Genomic DNA, 15,846 nt, shown 5'->3' on the forward strand with positions numbered 1-15,846 from the left:
TGTTACGCTCCTTTGATCAAATTATATGTAATGCAAATCGGTTTCTGGGTTCTTGGATCCAACCCGATTTCAGCATCGATTCGAAATACGGTTTTCAACACTTCTGCCGTCATGACTTCATCACAGGTTCCTGCTTTGATGATTTCACCGTTCTTCATGGCAATCATGTGGTCGGCGAAACGTGCGGCCTGATTCAAATCATGCAAAACCATGACGATGGTGCGTTCCTGTTCCTGATTCAGCTTCTGAAGCAGTTCGAGAATCTCCAATTGATGCGCCATGTCCAGATAGGTCGTAGGCTCATCCAGGAAAATCATTTCCGTTTCCTGCGCAAGCGCCATGGCGATCCACACACGCTGGCGTTGGCCGCCTGATAAAGCGTCGACCGGGTGATATTTGAAGAATTGTGTGCCGGTGACATCGAGTGCCCAGTTGATAATGTCATGGTCCTCGGCGGACAGGCGTCCAAATCCCGTTTGATAAGGGAATCGGCCATAGGACACCAATTCGCCGACTGTCAGGCCGGGTGCATTTTCCGGGGTCTGCGGCAAAATGGCAATTTTCCGGGCGAGCTTTTTCGTATTCTCCTTGGCGATATCAGAACCGTCGAGCACGATACTCCCTGCCTGGTGTGGGATCACCCGGGTAAGGGCTTTCAGTAAAGTGGATTTGCCACAGCCGTTCGATCCGATGATGGTCGTTATTTTCTTATCGGGGATGGCCAGCGATAAATCTTTTACGATTGTGCGGTCTCCGTAACTGATATCCAGATGCTCTGCGGACAGGCGGACCATAACTTTCAACCTCCTAGTAAAACTTTGTGAAAATTAAATGTGAGAAATTAATTGATAATGATTATCAGTTTCAGTACAATCAATACTATAAGACGAGTGAGAATGATTGTCAATTTAAAACTGAAAGAAGAGGATGAGGCAAATTGGCACAAACTGAGGTATTTGATGTAACGATTATCGGCGGTGGTCCAGCTGGACTGTATTCGGCCTTCTATAGCGGTCTGCGGGAAATGAAAACAAAAATTATCGAGTTTCAGCCAAGGCTGGGCGGCAAGCTTCATGTCTATCCGGAGAAAATGATCTGGGATGTTGGCGGCCAGCCGCCGATCCCTGGCGCGAAACTGATCGACCAATTGGTGGCGCAAGGCCTTACCTTCAATCCGGAAGTCGTGCTGAATGAGAAAGTTGAAAGCATTGTGAAGCGGGCAGACGATCTATTTCAACTAGAGGGATCATCCGGGGAAACCCATTTATCCAAAACGGTCATCGTTGCAGTCGGCGGCGGCATCCTCAATCCACAGAAACTGGAGATTGAAGGCGCCGAGCGTTTTGAAGTATCCAATTTGAATTACACGGTCAAATCCCTCGAACGTTTCAAAGGGAAGACCGTCCTCATTTCGGGCGGCGGCAACTCGGCGATCGACTGGGCCAATGAGCTCGAGCCCATTGCGAAAAAAGTTCATGTCAGCTACCGGAAAGACGCGCTTGCCGGCCACGAAGCCCAGGTCAGCCAGTTGCACGGAAGCTCAGTGGCCTGCCATTTGAATACATCCATCAGCCGGTTGATCGCTTCAGACAGCCGGGATGCGATTGAATTGGTTGAGTTAACAGACCGGGTGACAGGGGAGAAAACGCTGCTGCCGATTGATGAAGTCATCATCAATCATGGTTACGAGCGCGACATCAGCCTGCTTGGCAACAGTCCATTGGACATCGGGATTGCGGACGATTACTACATCGCCGGCACACCGAAAAGCGAATCATCCGTCGACGGTCTGTTTGCTGCGGGTGATATCCTCCAGCATCCCGGCAAACTCAATCTGATCGCCGGCACATTCCAGGATGCAGCCAATGCCGTCAATCAGGCAAAAAGCTACATCCAGCCTGACGCACAGAAAATTGCCATGGTCTCCTCACACAACGACGTTTTCAAGAAGCGCAACAAAGAATTGATCCAGCAGATGATGAGCTGATTCAGACGCATAAAGACAACAGGAGACGGCCCGCGGGCCGTCTCTTTCGTTGAAAAGTCGAATTCTAAAGCGTTGAGCGGATGTTTTTCGCTGTGCGAAAAACTCCAGTCTTTGAGGGAGCCGCCGCGACAGTGGCGGCTTTTTCAAATCAGGGGCTTGAATTTTGGGTGACCGCAACTAAATTGGGTTTGACCGCAACTAAATGGCTGATAACCGCAATTAAATTATGAAATCGCGCAACTAAAAAGAAAATTTTGGAATATATTTAAATGTTTTGCCCACTTTTTTAGATTTTATCTTTGAATAATTACTGACCGCACCTCGCGAGCCGATTTCCGCACCTCAATCTCAAAAACGCTCCATCCGCACCGATTTTATTCAAATAAATCCCGAAAAAGTTTTCCAGTCGCTGACAGATGTTCTATAATTGTAAGAATATTAAAAAGGGGATGTGGGGTTGATGGAGGAGTTTGACTGGGTAGGCAGCGAGGAGCATTTTGTGGATCAGCCGGACGTATGGAAGATGCAGAAGATGGCGATCGGCCGGTTCGGCGGCAATTCTTCGGCCGGGCAGACGAAGAACGAGGATGCCTGTCTAGCATGGGCGAATCCCGAAGAGGACTGGGAATTGGCGATGATCATGGATGCGCATGATACAGCGGAGAGTGCCGAAGTGGTCATGGAGCAATTTCTTGCGCACCAAGAAGAGATCAGATCGTTCCTTTCGATGGACGTCAGCTTTGAATTTTTTCAGAGCCTCGAGGCATTGCTGCTGCGGATCTTCCGGCAAAAGGATTTCCTCGCGACGTGCCGGGAGATTCAAGGTGAAACCGCATGTTTAATCACGATCCGAAAAGGCAAGCACCTGTATTGGTTCTCAGTCGGCGATTGCCTGCTCTATTTGTTTCATCCGGAACTTGCAGCGATGGGGCAATATCAGTTGAACCAGCGTCATTTTTACGAGTGGATCGGACGCAATAACAGTTTTGCCCAGCCGGTGCCGAGCTTCAGCAGCGGTTTGCGTGAACTTCGCCAAGGGCGCAACCGGATCCTGCTGGCAACGGATGGCTTAACGGAATGCCCGGGCGAACCTTATGCAGATCCGGCAAATATCTATGATCAGTTCGACGGCATCAGTGAAGAAACAGGTATCCAGGAAATGCTTGGATCTGTACAGCAAAAAGGGGTGCGCGACAGTGTCACTTTAATTTCCTGGACGGTGGATGTTGCAGAAAAACCGCTGTACGCAAGCAATCAGCAAACTGTAACGTTAGAGGATAGTCAAGGCTGACAGATTAACAGGAAATAAAAAGCCTGGTTGAAAACAACCAGGCCAAGACCGATTTTATTGTGCGAAGACTTTGCCGTCCAAGTGACGCGTGCAGTTAAAGAGCGGGCATTGCCACGCATCTTCGGCATTTTTCAAAATCGTGATCGATGTATTGTTGAGCAGGGTTCTCGTGAATTGGTCCGGCAACAGCGACTGGAGCGTCAATCCGATCAAGCCGCCGTGGCTGACGGCAAGGACACGTTTGCCTGGATAATCTCTCACGATATCCTGCAGGGCGGCGGCACCTCGTCCGGCCACCGCTTCACGCGTTTCCATCCCAAGGTCGAGCGAGCGCCAGCCGGCACCCCATTTTTTCACACGTTCATCTTCCGTCGTGCCTTCGATTGCGCCGCCGTTCATTTCGCGCAGGCGCGCATCAAAATGGCTGATGGGGATGCCGAGTCTAGCGCCGATGATTTCAGCCGTTTCCTTGGCGCGTTCCAGGTCGCTTGCGATGATCAGGTCCCATCCCTCTTCGGCCGCCAGCCGTTCGGACAAGGCGGCAGCCTGCTCACGCCCGGTTTTATTCAATGGGATATTGCTGCTGCCCTGTACGATTCCAAGCTCATTCCATTCGGTGATTCCATGTCTGACAAGACCGATTGTGGTCATCCCATCCAACTCCTTTGCCGATATTTCTTATTTCAGAATAACGGAATTGCTTCGTTTGTGCACCACCAAAATAGGACAGGGAGGAATACATATGAATGAAACGCCTACAATTTACAGCCAATTGCCAACCATTGAAAGTGAGCGTTTACTATTGCGAAAGCTCGAATTGGCGGATGCCGCTGACATGTTCGAATACGCATCCGAGCTGGTGGTATCACGCTTCATGCCCTGGCAGGCGCACCAGAAAACTGACGATACGAGAGAGTTCATCGGTCTTATCCTTAAAGGGTATGAAGAAAGCAAAAAGCTGACTTGGGCCATCGAGTTGAAGAGAGAAAACAAGATGATCGGCACCATCGATTTCGTCAGCTGGCTGCAGAAGCGGCAGCGTGCGGAAGTGGGCTATACGCTGTCCCATCATTATTGGGGACAGGGACTGATGCTTGAAGCGGCGGAGACGCTGATCGATTTCGGCTTTAAGGAAATGAACCTCATCAAAGTCGAAGCGCCGATCATGCTGGACAATAAACAATCGCAGCGCGTCGCCGAAAAACTCGGCATGATCCGGGAAGGGGTATCGCGCAAGCATATGATTATCAAGGGGAAGTTTGTCGATCTGGCGATGTATGCGGTGTTGAAAGATGAATTTTATTCGCGGCAGTAATGGGGTAAAATCGCTGTCATTCCGTTTATAAGGCGGGTGCTTTTGTGGAAGTCTTCCTGTTCATCGCGATTATTCTGATAGCGTCCGTGCTTCAGACGAGCACCGGTTTCGATTTTTCGACACTTTGGATTGATTGATGCGGATGAAACCACGTGGATTTTCCTTAATAATGCCGAACGCCGATATAATCTCCTGAGCGCCGATAAAAATTTTTGAACGCCGATATAATTTTCCGAACGCCGATATAATCTAAATAAGTGAGAAGCAAACGGCAAATCATTCATTGAAACAGAAAAAAAGACGATTTTCGCCTGTAATCAGCCATAATCATGCCATAGATTGCAGAAAAGCCATCTTTCCCACCGTTAACGGTGCAAGAAAGATGGCTTTTCGCATCATAAAGATCAAAAATCAAAATTATCCGGATCCGCACCGCTGCGGCGGTTCTCGTTCAACGTGGAAATGCGCGCCATGTCATCATCGGTCAATTCAAAATCGAAGATCTGGGAATTCTGGATGATGCGGAATTCGTTTTTGGATTTTGGAATGGTGACGACGCCGTTCTGAAGATCCCAGCGCAAAATCACCTGAGCCGATGTTTTCTCCGTTTTCATCGCGATTTCTTCGATGACGGGATGATCGAGCAGCCCGCCTTTCATGAGCGGCGACCACGCTTCGAGCTGGATCTTATGCGATTTGCAGTAGTCATGGAGCTCGGTCTGCGTGAGCAGCGGATGGTATTCGACCTGATTCACCATGGGCACGATTTCTGCATCCTGAAGCAAATCTTCCAGATGATGAACCTGGAAATTGCAGACGCCGATCGCTTTGACGCGGCCATCGTTATACAATTTCTCGAGCGCGCGCCAGGCGTCTTTGTATTTTCCTTTTACCGGCCAATGGACCATATATAAATCGAGATAGTCGAGTCCCAATTTTTCAAGGCTCGTCTCAAAAGCGGCAAGCGCCGATTCATAGCCCAGATCTGAGTTCCAGACTTTCGACGTGATGAAAAGCTCTTCGCGCGCCAGCCCCGTTTCCTCCAGCGCCTCGCGGATTCCCTGCCCGATACCGGTTTCATTGGCATACAGCGCAGCCGTATCGATGCTTCTATAGCCATTGACGATAGCCATGCGAACGCATTCTGCCGGTTCTCCGCCTTCTTTGATGCCTGAAGTGCCGAGGCCGAACCACGGCATTTCCACTCCATTATGCAAAACAGCTGCTGAACTTAAATTTTTCATTGGATGAAGACCTCCGAATCTCTAAATTTCCGTTTTTCACTAGACCCGCTGTTCCAATAAAGAACGGTGTCACGCTTTCGCTTTTGCGGCATCCCGTTTCTGTTCCGTTTTATCGATGACAGTGGTTCCGACAAGGTCGCCCGTCACATTCAGCATTGTAGCGCCCATGCCGACCAGTGCGTCAATCGCCGTCAATAGCGCGACGGCTTCCATCGGCAGGCCGAGCTGCACGAAAACAGTGGCGATCATGACGATGCCAGCACCCGGCACGCCGGCCGTTCCAATTGACGCCAGTGTACCAACCAATACGACCATCAGCATATCTGCCAATGACAGGGGATTACCCGTCAGGTTTGCGGCAAATACGGCAGACACGGCGATGCGGATGGCTGCCCCGTCCATGTTGACGGTCGCGCCGAGCGGCAGGCTGAAACCGTAAAGGCTTTTCGACAAGCCGAGACCCCGCGCTGCATTCAGCGTCAGCGGCAAAGTCCCCGAGCTGCTCTGCGTAACGAAAGCCGTCAGCATCGGTGTCCGTGCGTGGCGGAAGAAGAAACCGGGTTTAATTTTGAATAAAATCAGCACCAGGGTATACAGTACAATCTGCACGGCAAGGGCTACGTAAAGCACAAGAACCATTTCACCAAGTTCCCTCAGCGTATTGAGGCCCTGGCTGCCGACCACTTCCGCAACGATGGCGAAAATACCGATCGGAACAAATTGCAGAATCACTTTCAATATAATAATTGTTGCTTCATTCAATGCGTTGACGGTTTTATAGATGTGCTCCCCCAGGTCCCCGTGCTCCGACGACCCCCGCATATAGGCAATCGCCAAACCGAACGCGAAAGCTGTGAAGATGATGCCAAGCAGATTCAATTCCGCAAAGGCCGTAAAAATATTCGACGGCACAATACCCAGCAGCACATTGATGATGCCGGGATTTTCAGGAACGTCAAATGTTTCATTCCCCTGCAGCGTCATACCGGTGCCCGGTTGGAACAGGCTGGCTACAGTAAGGCCGACGATGATGGCGAACGCGGAACTCAACACGTAATAGAGGAAAACTTTTCCGCCCATGCGGCCGAGGTCAGTGAGCCGGCTTTGATTGATCCCGACCATCAGGGTAAAAAGGATCAGCGGAATGATCAGGAAAGTCAGCAGGCTCAGCAATAAATCTCCGAGCGGTGCCAGAACCGCCGCATCTTCCCGGAAAATCAGGCCGACCGCCACACCAAGAATCAGTGCAATCGTGATTTTGACAATTAATGATGTATCCAGATAAGTTCTCCATAAAGCTTTCATATGCGGCCTCCTAAATATTATTGGGAAATAACTTAATTCGTATAAAATTACTTGGGAATCAATCATTACGATAGAGGAACTGGAAACGTCTGTCAAAATCCTTGCTCAAAAAAATCCTATACACTTATAGTGCCCAATGTTATCCTAATGAAAACCAAATGCGCTGAAGAGAAGAGTACGCATATCCCGACCTTTCACAAGAGACCCCTGGCAGCTGGAAAAGGGGGAAGGCGGATTGCCGAAGCAAATCTCCGAGCAGCACGCCGGAACCGCAAATGCGGTGGTGGTGTGCCGGGAGCTCCCGTTACCGGGCAAAAGTATAAGCAGGCTGGATCTGCCGTACTTAATGAGATCGGCATGGTGACATGGCGATGAACTGGAGTGGCACCGCGAATCGAAACCGCCTCCAAGACAACTTGTCTTGGAGGCGGTTTTTTGATGGCAAAATTCTCTGATTGGAAGCATCCGCTGATTTTACTGGCGGCGATCGGCATTTCGAATATCGGTGCCTGGATCTACCTGATCGCCTTGAATCTGAAGGTACTGACGATGGCGGACGGTTCGGCATTTGCGGTAGCCGGTCTGTATATGACGGTGCCGCTCGCTGCCATTTTTACGAACTTCTGGGCCGGCAGCCTGATCGACCGGCTGAACAAGCGGAAACTGCTGATTGTTCTTGATGTGGCGCGCGCCGCACTCGTACTCTCCCTGCCGTTTGTCGATTCTCTTGCGCTTATTTACACAGTCGTCTTTGTCCTCGGCATCGGTGCTTCAATGTTCACACCGGCGTCGATGGTCTACGTGACGATGCTGCTGAAACCTTCGCAGCGCCAGCGTTTCAATGCTTTTCGCGGTCTCGCTGATTCAGGTGCTTTTCTTGTCGGCCCCGCAATTGCGGGAATCCTGCTGACCCTCGGAAATGCGGATTTCGCGCTCTGCATCAATTCAGCCGCGCTGTTCATCGCGGCTCTGCTGACTGCGATATTGCCGAATTTGGAAGCCAATAAAAACGCGGATGATGTCGAAACGTTGAATCTGGCGTTAATCCGAAATGATTGGGTCGATGTCATTCGCTTTAGCCGCAATAACAGCACCATTGCCATAGTTTATCTGGCATTCGGCGCATTCATGGTGCTTGCTGCCGCATTGGATTCACTCGAAGCATCTTTTTCGATCCTCGTGCTCGGCCTCACCGAACAGCAATACGGCTTTCTCGTCAGTGTCGCCGGCGCAGGAATCGGCGCTGGGTCGCTCGCGGCAGCTGGCTTCGGAAACCGGCTGACTGTTTCGTTCTTACTGGGCGGCGGCACCACAGCCGTTTCGGCAGGTTATCTCATCTACACTTTTTCGACCGATTTTTGGAGCGCGGCCACCGGATTCTTTGTGCTCGCCTTTGCGCTCGCTTTTGCCAATACCGGTTTTCAGACTTTTTACCAGGAATCTTTGCCCGTCGCCACGATGGGCAGGATTTCCAGTATTTACGGGTTGATCGAAGCCATTTTTGTCATTATACTCACGGCAAGCTTCGGCTTGGCTGCAGAATTTACGGCAATCCGGCCGGTGATTGTAGGCGGTTCACTTATGATGTTGGCTGTCAGCATCACGATGTGCGTTTATATGCGGAAGGACCGGATCTTAGCGGGGGACACTTCTTTTAAAACGCTATAGAATCAATCTGATATAATGATAAAAATATGATTTTCGATTCCGGGAGAAAACCTCAATAAGAAAAGAGGGATTTCATGGCCGAACCAGCGTACTACCTTGGTGTGGATATCGGAACGACTTCAACAAAAGCGGTTTTATTCGATAAAACAGGAAACATCGGGGCATCGGCTTCAATCCATTATCCGCTGCACACACCTTCGGCACAGGCGGCAGAACAGGATCCGGAAGTGATTTTCCGCGCCGTCCTCGGAACTGTCCGCGAGACGATGCGCAAAAGCGCCATCGATCCGGCCTCACTGAAGCTAGTGTCTTTCAGCTCGGCAATTCACAGCCTGATCGCTGTCGGAGCGGAAGGTGAGCTGTTGAGCCAAGCCATCACCTGGGCGGATTCGCGCGCGGCAAAACACGCCACGCGCATCAAAGAAGAATTGGATGGACACGCAATCTACCTGCGAACCGGCACGCCGGTCCATGCGATGTCCCCCTTGGCAAAAATCGTCTGGCTGAAAGAAGACAAAGCGGAAATTTTTGGAGAGACGGCAATGTTCGCGGATATCAAAAGTTTCATCTTCCATAAATTTTTCGGCGAGTTCGTCGTCGACCATTCGATCGCTTCGTCTACTGGCCTGTTCAATTTCAAAAATCTCGACTGGGACAGCGGGGCGCTCGAAGTCGCAGGCATCCATGCCGGCCAATTGCCGAAACTGGTGCCGACGACGCACCAATTGAAGGGACTTGCTGCTGATCATGCCGCATTCATGGGCATTCCGAAAGACGTGCCGTTCATCATCGGCGCAAGTGACGGCGCACTGGCAAACATCGGACTCGGCGCAATCGGTCCAGGTGTCGCTGCCGTGACAATCGGAACGAGCGGGGCAGTGCGCACCGTTTCACCGATGCCGAAAACCGATCCGAAAGGGCGAACGTTTTGTTACGCATTGACTGCCGACCACTGGATCATCGGCGGAGCGGTCAATAATGGCGGCATCATTCTCCGCTGGCTGCTCGACGAATTCGCGGCGGCGGAAGTCGAAACGGCGAAACGCCTGGGCACCAATCCGTATGACGTGCTGACGAAAATCGCCTCGACCGTCAATCCCGGTTCCGACGGTTTGATTTTCCATCCATATCTGACGGGTGAACGCGCGCCAATTTGGGATTCCAATGCCCGCGGGTCGTTCTTCGGCCTTAGCATCCATCATGAAAAGCAGCATATGATCCGCGCGGTGATTGAGGGCATCGTATTCAATTTATATACCGTGGCGCTCGCCGTCGAGGAAGTGACCGGCGAACCCACACTCATCAAAGCTTCCGGCGGCTTTGCCCGCTCTGAAATGCTGCGCCAGCTGTTGGCGGACGTCTTCGGCCAACCGGTCACCGTACCGGAAAGCTTCGAAGTTCCTGTCTCGGCGCGGCCGTTCTCGGCATGTATGCGCTCGGTGAAATCGACGACTTCAGCATCGCCGGAGACATGATTGGCCCCACACATATTCATAAGCCCGATCCGGCGTCCAACGAAATCTATAACGAACTGCTGCCGATCTTCATTCGACTGCCGCGTCTCTTGTCTGATGAATATGAAAGCATCGCCGAGTTCCAGCGCAAGCATCTGGATTGATGCGAATGAAATCCGATGCGGCGGATAGATGGGCCGTTGAGCAGGAGAACGAAGCCTATTTATATAGAAGGAACCAGAAATCGACGGAATGAAAAACGGATATTTTGCGCCGTGCGAAAAATATCCAAAGTTTGTGAGGGAACCTCCGCGGAAGCGGAGTTTTTTTCATATTGAGGGGTTCGAGAGAAGGGAATTTAGTGGAGGAGGCTAGTTTATGGAAGGTCATTGGCTGGAAATATTTTCTTTAATTATTTTTGTGAGTGTTTCATCGCCTGTCTAAACAGATTTGCGTGCGATTAAAATAAAATGCGAGCGATTAGAAAGATTTGCGAGCGATTAAATCGAAATGCGAGCGATTAAAATTATTTGCGAGCGATTAGCATCGTTTTGTGTGCGTTCAGCGAAATTTCTTCGGCGGAACAAATCATAAAGAAGATATAAAAATAATTATGGATAATATTTCCTCTCGCTATTGCTCTTCCACACTATCTTTATTTCCTAAAAATTCATCCCTACTTTTATTGTCTGAAAACTGCAATTATTAACTATAATTTACCAGCTCAAAATGATACGATTACTTATAGAAACAGCATCACCAAGGGGGAAGTATGGATGGAGTTCGACGTGATCGTAGTGGGGGCGGGACTGGCAGGGCTGACAGCGACAGCGGAACTTGCCGATGCCGGAAGAAAAGTGCTGCTGGTCGACCAGGAACCGGAGACGAATTTCGGCGGCCAGGCCTGGTGGTCATTCGGCGGATTGTTTCTGATCGATTCGCCGGAGCAGCGACGCATGGGGATCAAGGATTCCAAAGAGCTCGCCTGGCAGGACTGGCTAGGGGCAGCAGGTTTCGACCGCCTGGGTGACGAAGATTATTGGGGCGCAAAATGGGCGCGGGCTTATGTCGATTTCGCGGCAGGTGAAAAGCGGGAGTGGCTAGCAGCGATGGGCGTCAAATTCTTTCCGGTCGTCGGCTGGGCAGAACGGGGCGGCTATCTCGCTGAAGGTCATGGCAACTCCGTTCCGCGTTTCCACATTGTGTGGGGGACGGGTCCTGCAATTGTCGAACCGTTCGAACGCCGTATCCGGGAGCACATGAAAAATGGCCGCGTCGAATATCTGCCGCGCCATCAGGTTAACGGGCTAATATCGGAAAATGGGACAGTTCAGGGCATTCACGGATCGATTCTGGAACCGAGTGATGCCCCGAGAGGTGAAGCGAGTTCGCGCAATGCAATCGGGACATTTACCTACAGGGCAAATGCAGTCGTCGTCACAAGCGGCGGCATCGGCGGCAATCATGGCCTGATCCGAAAAAATTGGCCAGATCGTCTCGGCACGGCGCCGGAGAATATGCTGTCGGGTGTACCGGAACATGTCGATGGCCGCATGCTCGCGATCACCGAACAGGCGGGTGGGCGTCTCGTCAACCGGGACCGGATGTGGCATTACACCGAAGGCATCAAAAACTGGAATCCGATATGGAGCCGGCACGGCATCCGGATCCTCCCGGGCCCGTCTTCGATGTGGTTCGATGCGACAGGGAAACGTTTTCCAGCACCGAATTTTCCAGGCTTCGATACACTCGGCACACTCGAAACGATTCAAAAAACAGGCTATGACTATTCATGGTTCATCCTGACGCAAAAAATCATTGAAAAGGAATTCGCGTTATCCGGCTCCGAACAAAATCCGGATCTCACCGGAAAAAGCATTCCGCAGGTGCTGTCGCGTGTAAAAAAAGGTGCTACGGCACCAGTCCAGGCATTCATGGACAAAGGCGAAGATTTTATTGTCGCTGATAATTTGCAGGATCTGGTGGCCGACATGAATAAATTGACGGGTGAGAATCTGCTGGATGTTGCAGAAATCGAACGCCAGATCATTGCGCGTGACCGTCAGCTGGACAATAAATTCACGAAAGATCTCCAGGTGACAGCGCTCCGGGGTGCCCGCAATTACAGGGGAGACCGGCTGATCCGGGTGGCTTCGCCGCATAAAATACTGGAACCGAAAAATGGGCCGCTCATCGCAGTGCGCCTGAATATCGTCAGCCGCAAAACGCTCGGCGGCTTGCAGACGGATCTGTCGGCCCGCGTATTGAATGACGCCGGCCAGCCGATTCCCGGTTTATATGCAGCAGGCGAAGTCGCTGGTTTTGGAGGCGGTGGGGTACATGGTTACCGCTCACTTGAAGGCACTTTCCTCGGTGGCTGCCTGTTTTCCGGCAGGGTGGCAGGACGGGCAGCTGCTGAATTCAGTGGCTGATATCAATTCATAAGGAGGGTTTCAATGTCTGGTACGGATTATCATACCGCTCCCGCGATACAGGATGATTTAGGCGTAAAATTAATCCTGTTTATTGGCGGCATGTTCGTGATCCTGTTTCTCGTCAACCTGTTTCTGCGAAAGGTGTTGGGTATTGAAAAACGACATTTTCTAAAAGCGAATTACGTCAATGACAGGCACAAAAAAGTGGAATTCCGCCTGAATCTGGTGAGTGCTGCGGGTGTTGCTGCAGCCGCGTTTTATGGTTACGGCAAAAGCGGTTTATATCCATTGTACGCTGTTGCCATCTTCGCATTGATCGGAATTTTTTACCGGATCTATATGGAAAAGAAGTATGCAGAGAACCCGAGGGAATATCTTGTCACGCTATTCGAATTTCCTTTGGTCGTCCTGTTCACTCTGAGCCTCGGCAGCTTTCTGTTTCCGGATTTTTCTATATTCTAAAGACAGGGAAGGCGGAAACATAATATGAAAAAGCAGCAAGAGGTTTTCATTCGGCCATACGAAGACAAGGATTTTCCTGCCATACATAAATTGAACGGGCAGGAAGGCTGGAGCAACCTGGCCGAAAAGCAGGATCAGACGAAAGCTGCATGGCAAGGGTCTAATGCGGCGCTGGTGGCAGAGCAGGACGGGCGGTTGGTAGGGTGTGTGCGGGCGCTGACGGATGGTTCTGTGACGCTTTATATTTGCGAATTACTGATTGAAAAAGATAATCGGGGCAGCGGAATCGGCAGTAGATTGATGAATCATCTACACGAGATGTATCCTGATACGCGCATGGAGCTGCTGGCGAGCAGTACGTCCCATTCGTATTATGAAGCAAAAAGATTTCGTGCATTTTACGGTTTTCGTAAAACATACGGTGAATAAAGTGTTTCACGTGGAACATCTTTTTGTTCTTTTGACAGGATTTTGTTTGATTCGTGAATAAAAGAAGTCCAACAGGAAAGGGAATAATTCTTTTGAACTTGGAGATGCATGATGAAAAATGAACAGGAAATAGTAAAAACTATAGCAGAAGATGAGTGGATGCTGGAGGTGCTGCAGGCTGCAGCGGAGTTGGAATTGCCTGATTGGTGGGTGTGTGCAGGTTTCGTCCGTTCAAAAATCTGGGATGTGCTGCACGGATACAGCACCCGAACGGCTTTAGGCGATATTGATGTTATTTATTTTGATGAAGAAAATTGTAAGGAAGCACAAGAGAAAGGATATGAACGCCGATTAAACCGGGCATTTCCAGGACTCCCCTGGTCAGTCAAGAATCAGGCACGAATGCATGAAGTCAATGATCTGCCTCCCTATAAATCTTCGGTGGATGCAATTTCACAATTCCCGGAAACGGCTACAGCGCTCGGGTTGAGATTGAATGGGTGCAGCGAAATGGAATTGGCAGCACCACACGGATTGACCGACTTACTGACAATGCGGATACGCCCGACTCCGGCATTCAGAAAAGATGCGCGGCTGATGAACGTCTACGAACAACGCCTGCTGACCAAGCAATGGACGCAAAAGTGGCCGAAAGTGGAAATTGTGCCACTACAGGGAATGGCGTAAAAGGGGGCATCTATGAGAATCGTAACAGAACGGTTAGAGCTGCGCCGGTACAGAGATTCGGATTTCAAGTTTCTGGTGGCGATGACGGCAGATCCTGAAATGATGAAATTTATCGGGAACGGGGAGACACGGGACAAGGATGGCGCGCTCCGCTTTCTTTATTGGATTTATCAGGGATATAAGGAGCATCCAGGGACTGGCCTGTTGCTGATCGAGCGAAAAAGTGACGGCCAGCCTATCGGGCATGCTGGGATTGTGCCGCAAAAAGTGGATGGCATTGAAGAATGGGAAATCGGCTACTGGATCGCGAGGGACTGGTGGTCACAGGGCTATGCCACCGAAGCGGCGCACGCACTCCGGGATTACAGCTTCGGCCATCTCCGGAAAGACCGGCTGATTTCATTGATCCATCCGGACAATAAAGCATCGCAGCGTGTCGCTGAAAAAAGCGGGATGACATTGGAGAAAAACAGCCTGGTGTCGGGCAAAGTCGCCTGTGTTTACGCAATACAGAAGGAGGAATCACTATGAAATTTCCCGTATTGGAAACGCCGAGGCTCCAGCTGGTTCAAATCGGACCGGAACATACCGATGCCCTCTTTGATATTCTGTCGAGGGATGAAGTCACCCGGTATTATGGAATGGACAGCATCGAAGACCGGCTCATTGCCGAAAAAATGATCCAAGCTTTCCAGTTCGGATTTGAATCACAGCGGAGTTTCCGCTGGGGGCTTCAATTGAAGGGAAGTGGAGAATTCATTGGCACAATCGGTCTTAATAATTTGAATGTGGGATCGAAAAAATCGGAAATCGGCTACGAATTGCATCCTGCTTACTGGCGGAAAGGGCTGGCAAAGGAGGCGGTGTTGGAAGTGCTGAGGTATGCATTTACGGAATTGGCACTTTACCGGATGGGCGCCGTGACCTATCCGGCCAATGAAGCGTCGAGCGGCATGCTGAAAAAACTAGGTTTTAAAGAAGAAGGAAAGTTGCGCGGTTATCTGTATCAGCGCGGAAAATCGCATGATGCCCTGATTTTCTCGCTGCTTGAGCCGGAATGGAAAGAGATGGGGGCAGATGGGAATGGCTGAAGGATCGAACGTCACATTAATGACGATGTGCCTCGTGGTTCAAGAGGGCAAGGTGCTGCTCATTGAACGGCCGCCTGAAAAAGGGTTTCCAGGTTTCATCGGAGCCGGCGGGAAAGTGGATTATCCGGAGTCGATCGCGGAAGGCGCTATCCGGGAAGTGAAGGAAGAAACGGGATTGACCGTCACCAAACTGGTTTATAAGGGTTTGGATGAATTCACGGACCTGAGCGATAATTTGCGCTATATGGTATTCAATTATGTGGCCGAGGAATTTGAAGGGGAGCTGCTCGAAGATCCGCCGGAAGGAAAATTGAAATGGGTGCCGATTGAAGGGGCGCTGGACTTGCCGATGCAGGACTGGTTCCGGGAGCGATTCCCTTTATTCTTTGAAGAAGGCACGTTTGAAGTACATAAACGGTGGGACGGTGTGCAGGAAAAAGCGCTGCAGGAATCGGTCAGAAAACTATAGACGGGAGCG

Annotated in this window: 15 protein-coding genes and 1 pseudogene; 12 read left to right on the forward strand and 4 right to left on the reverse strand. The window is 50.6% G+C overall.

Annotation, left to right across the window (positions count from 1 at the left end):
- Positions 1-2 precede the first annotated feature (2 nt).
- The gene (locus IQ294_RS07555) at positions 3-794 is read right to left on the reverse strand and encodes an ABC transporter ATP-binding protein (protein WP_203333431.1); all 792 of its coding nucleotides are present in this window, start codon (positions 792-794) and stop codon (positions 3-5) included.
- A gap of 143 nt (positions 795-937) precedes the next feature.
- On the opposite strand from IQ294_RS07555, the gene IQ294_RS07560 reads away from it, so the two are divergent.
- Both IQ294_RS07560 and IQ294_RS07565 read left to right on the forward strand, forming a co-directional pair.
- Positions 938-1,987, forward strand: coding sequence for an NAD(P)/FAD-dependent oxidoreductase (locus IQ294_RS07560; protein WP_203333432.1), 1,050 nt, complete (start codon positions 938-940; stop codon positions 1,985-1,987).
- Between the two features lie 460 nt (positions 1,988-2,447).
- Complete coding sequence (locus IQ294_RS07565) at positions 2,448-3,278, forward strand: PP2C family serine/threonine-protein phosphatase (protein WP_203333883.1); 831 nt, start codon at positions 2,448-2,450, stop codon at positions 3,276-3,278.
- A gap of 54 nt (positions 3,279-3,332) precedes the next feature.
- Here the strand turns inward: IQ294_RS07565 and IQ294_RS07570 are convergent, their stop codons facing one another.
- A complete protein-coding gene (locus IQ294_RS07570; RefSeq protein ID WP_203333433.1) occupies positions 3,333-3,929 on the reverse strand; it encodes a histidine phosphatase family protein in 597 nt (198 codons plus the stop codon).
- Positions 3,930-4,020: 91 nt separating this feature from the next.
- On the opposite strand from IQ294_RS07570, the gene IQ294_RS07575 reads away from it, so the two are divergent.
- Positions 4,021-4,593: a GNAT family N-acetyltransferase gene (locus tag IQ294_RS07575; RefSeq protein ID WP_203333434.1), complete on the forward strand. Its 573-nt coding sequence runs from the start codon at positions 4,021-4,023 to the stop codon at positions 4,591-4,593.
- A 404-nt stretch (positions 4,594-4,997) separates the two neighbouring features.
- Here the strand turns inward: IQ294_RS07575 and IQ294_RS07580 are convergent, their stop codons facing one another.
- Entirely contained in the window at positions 4,998-5,837 is an 840-nt protein-coding gene (locus IQ294_RS07580) for an aldo/keto reductase (RefSeq protein ID WP_203333435.1), read from the reverse strand.
- A 69-nt stretch (positions 5,838-5,906) separates the two neighbouring features.
- On the reverse strand, positions 5,907-7,142 hold the full coding sequence (locus tag IQ294_RS07585) for a dicarboxylate/amino acid:cation symporter (protein ID WP_203333436.1): 1,236 nt from the start codon (positions 7,140-7,142) through the stop codon (positions 5,907-5,909).
- Positions 7,143-7,580: 438 nt separating this feature from the next.
- Here IQ294_RS07585 and IQ294_RS07590 point away from each other — a divergent pair, with 438 nt between their 5' ends.
- The 9 genes and pseudogenes from IQ294_RS07590 (at position 7,581) to IQ294_RS07630 (ending at position 15,837) form a co-directional block, all read left to right on the forward strand.
- Positions 7,581-8,810 carry an MFS transporter gene (locus IQ294_RS07590; protein WP_203333437.1) on the forward strand — a complete coding sequence of 410 codons (1,230 nt, stop codon included), beginning with the start codon at positions 7,581-7,583 and terminating at the stop codon, positions 8,808-8,810.
- A 74-nt stretch (positions 8,811-8,884) separates the two neighbouring features.
- Positions 8,885-10,428, forward strand: a pseudogene (gene gntK, locus IQ294_RS07595) (gluconokinase).
- 612 nt (positions 10,429-11,040) lie between these two features.
- Entirely contained in the window at positions 11,041-12,696 is a 1,656-nt protein-coding gene (locus IQ294_RS07600) for an FAD-binding dehydrogenase (protein ID WP_203333438.1), read from the forward strand.
- 24 nt (positions 12,697-12,720) lie between these two features.
- A complete protein-coding gene (locus tag IQ294_RS07605; RefSeq protein ID WP_203333439.1) occupies positions 12,721-13,161 on the forward strand; it encodes a DUF4181 domain-containing protein in 441 nt (146 codons plus the stop codon).
- Positions 13,162-13,185: 24 nt separating this feature from the next.
- On the forward strand, positions 13,186-13,590 hold the full coding sequence (locus IQ294_RS07610) for a GNAT family N-acetyltransferase (RefSeq protein WP_203333440.1): 405 nt from the start codon (positions 13,186-13,188) through the stop codon (positions 13,588-13,590).
- Positions 13,591-13,698: 108 nt separating this feature from the next.
- Positions 13,699-14,277 (forward strand): nucleotidyltransferase family protein, encoded by a 579-nt coding sequence (locus IQ294_RS07615; protein WP_432419952.1) that lies wholly within the window; start codon positions 13,699-13,701, stop codon positions 14,275-14,277.
- A 12-nt stretch (positions 14,278-14,289) separates the two neighbouring features.
- Complete coding sequence (locus IQ294_RS07620; RefSeq protein ID WP_203333442.1) at positions 14,290-14,808, forward strand: GNAT family N-acetyltransferase; 519 nt, start codon at positions 14,290-14,292, stop codon at positions 14,806-14,808.
- Positions 14,805-15,368, forward strand: a complete 564-nt coding sequence (locus tag IQ294_RS07625) for a GNAT family N-acetyltransferase (RefSeq protein WP_203333443.1) — start codon at positions 14,805-14,807, stop codon at positions 15,366-15,368. The genes IQ294_RS07620 and IQ294_RS07625 overlap by 4 nt, the downstream gene beginning before the upstream one ends.
- A complete protein-coding gene (locus IQ294_RS07630) occupies positions 15,361-15,837 on the forward strand; it encodes an 8-oxo-dGTP diphosphatase (protein ID WP_203333444.1) in 477 nt (158 codons plus the stop codon). Before IQ294_RS07625 ends, IQ294_RS07630 begins: the two co-directional genes overlap by 8 nt.
- Positions 15,838-15,846 lie beyond the last annotated feature (9 nt).

The sequence above is a fragment of the Planococcus beigongshangi genome, from assembly GCF_016820495.1.
GTDB lineage: Bacteria > Bacillota > Bacilli > Bacillales_A > Planococcaceae > Planococcus > Planococcus beigongshangi.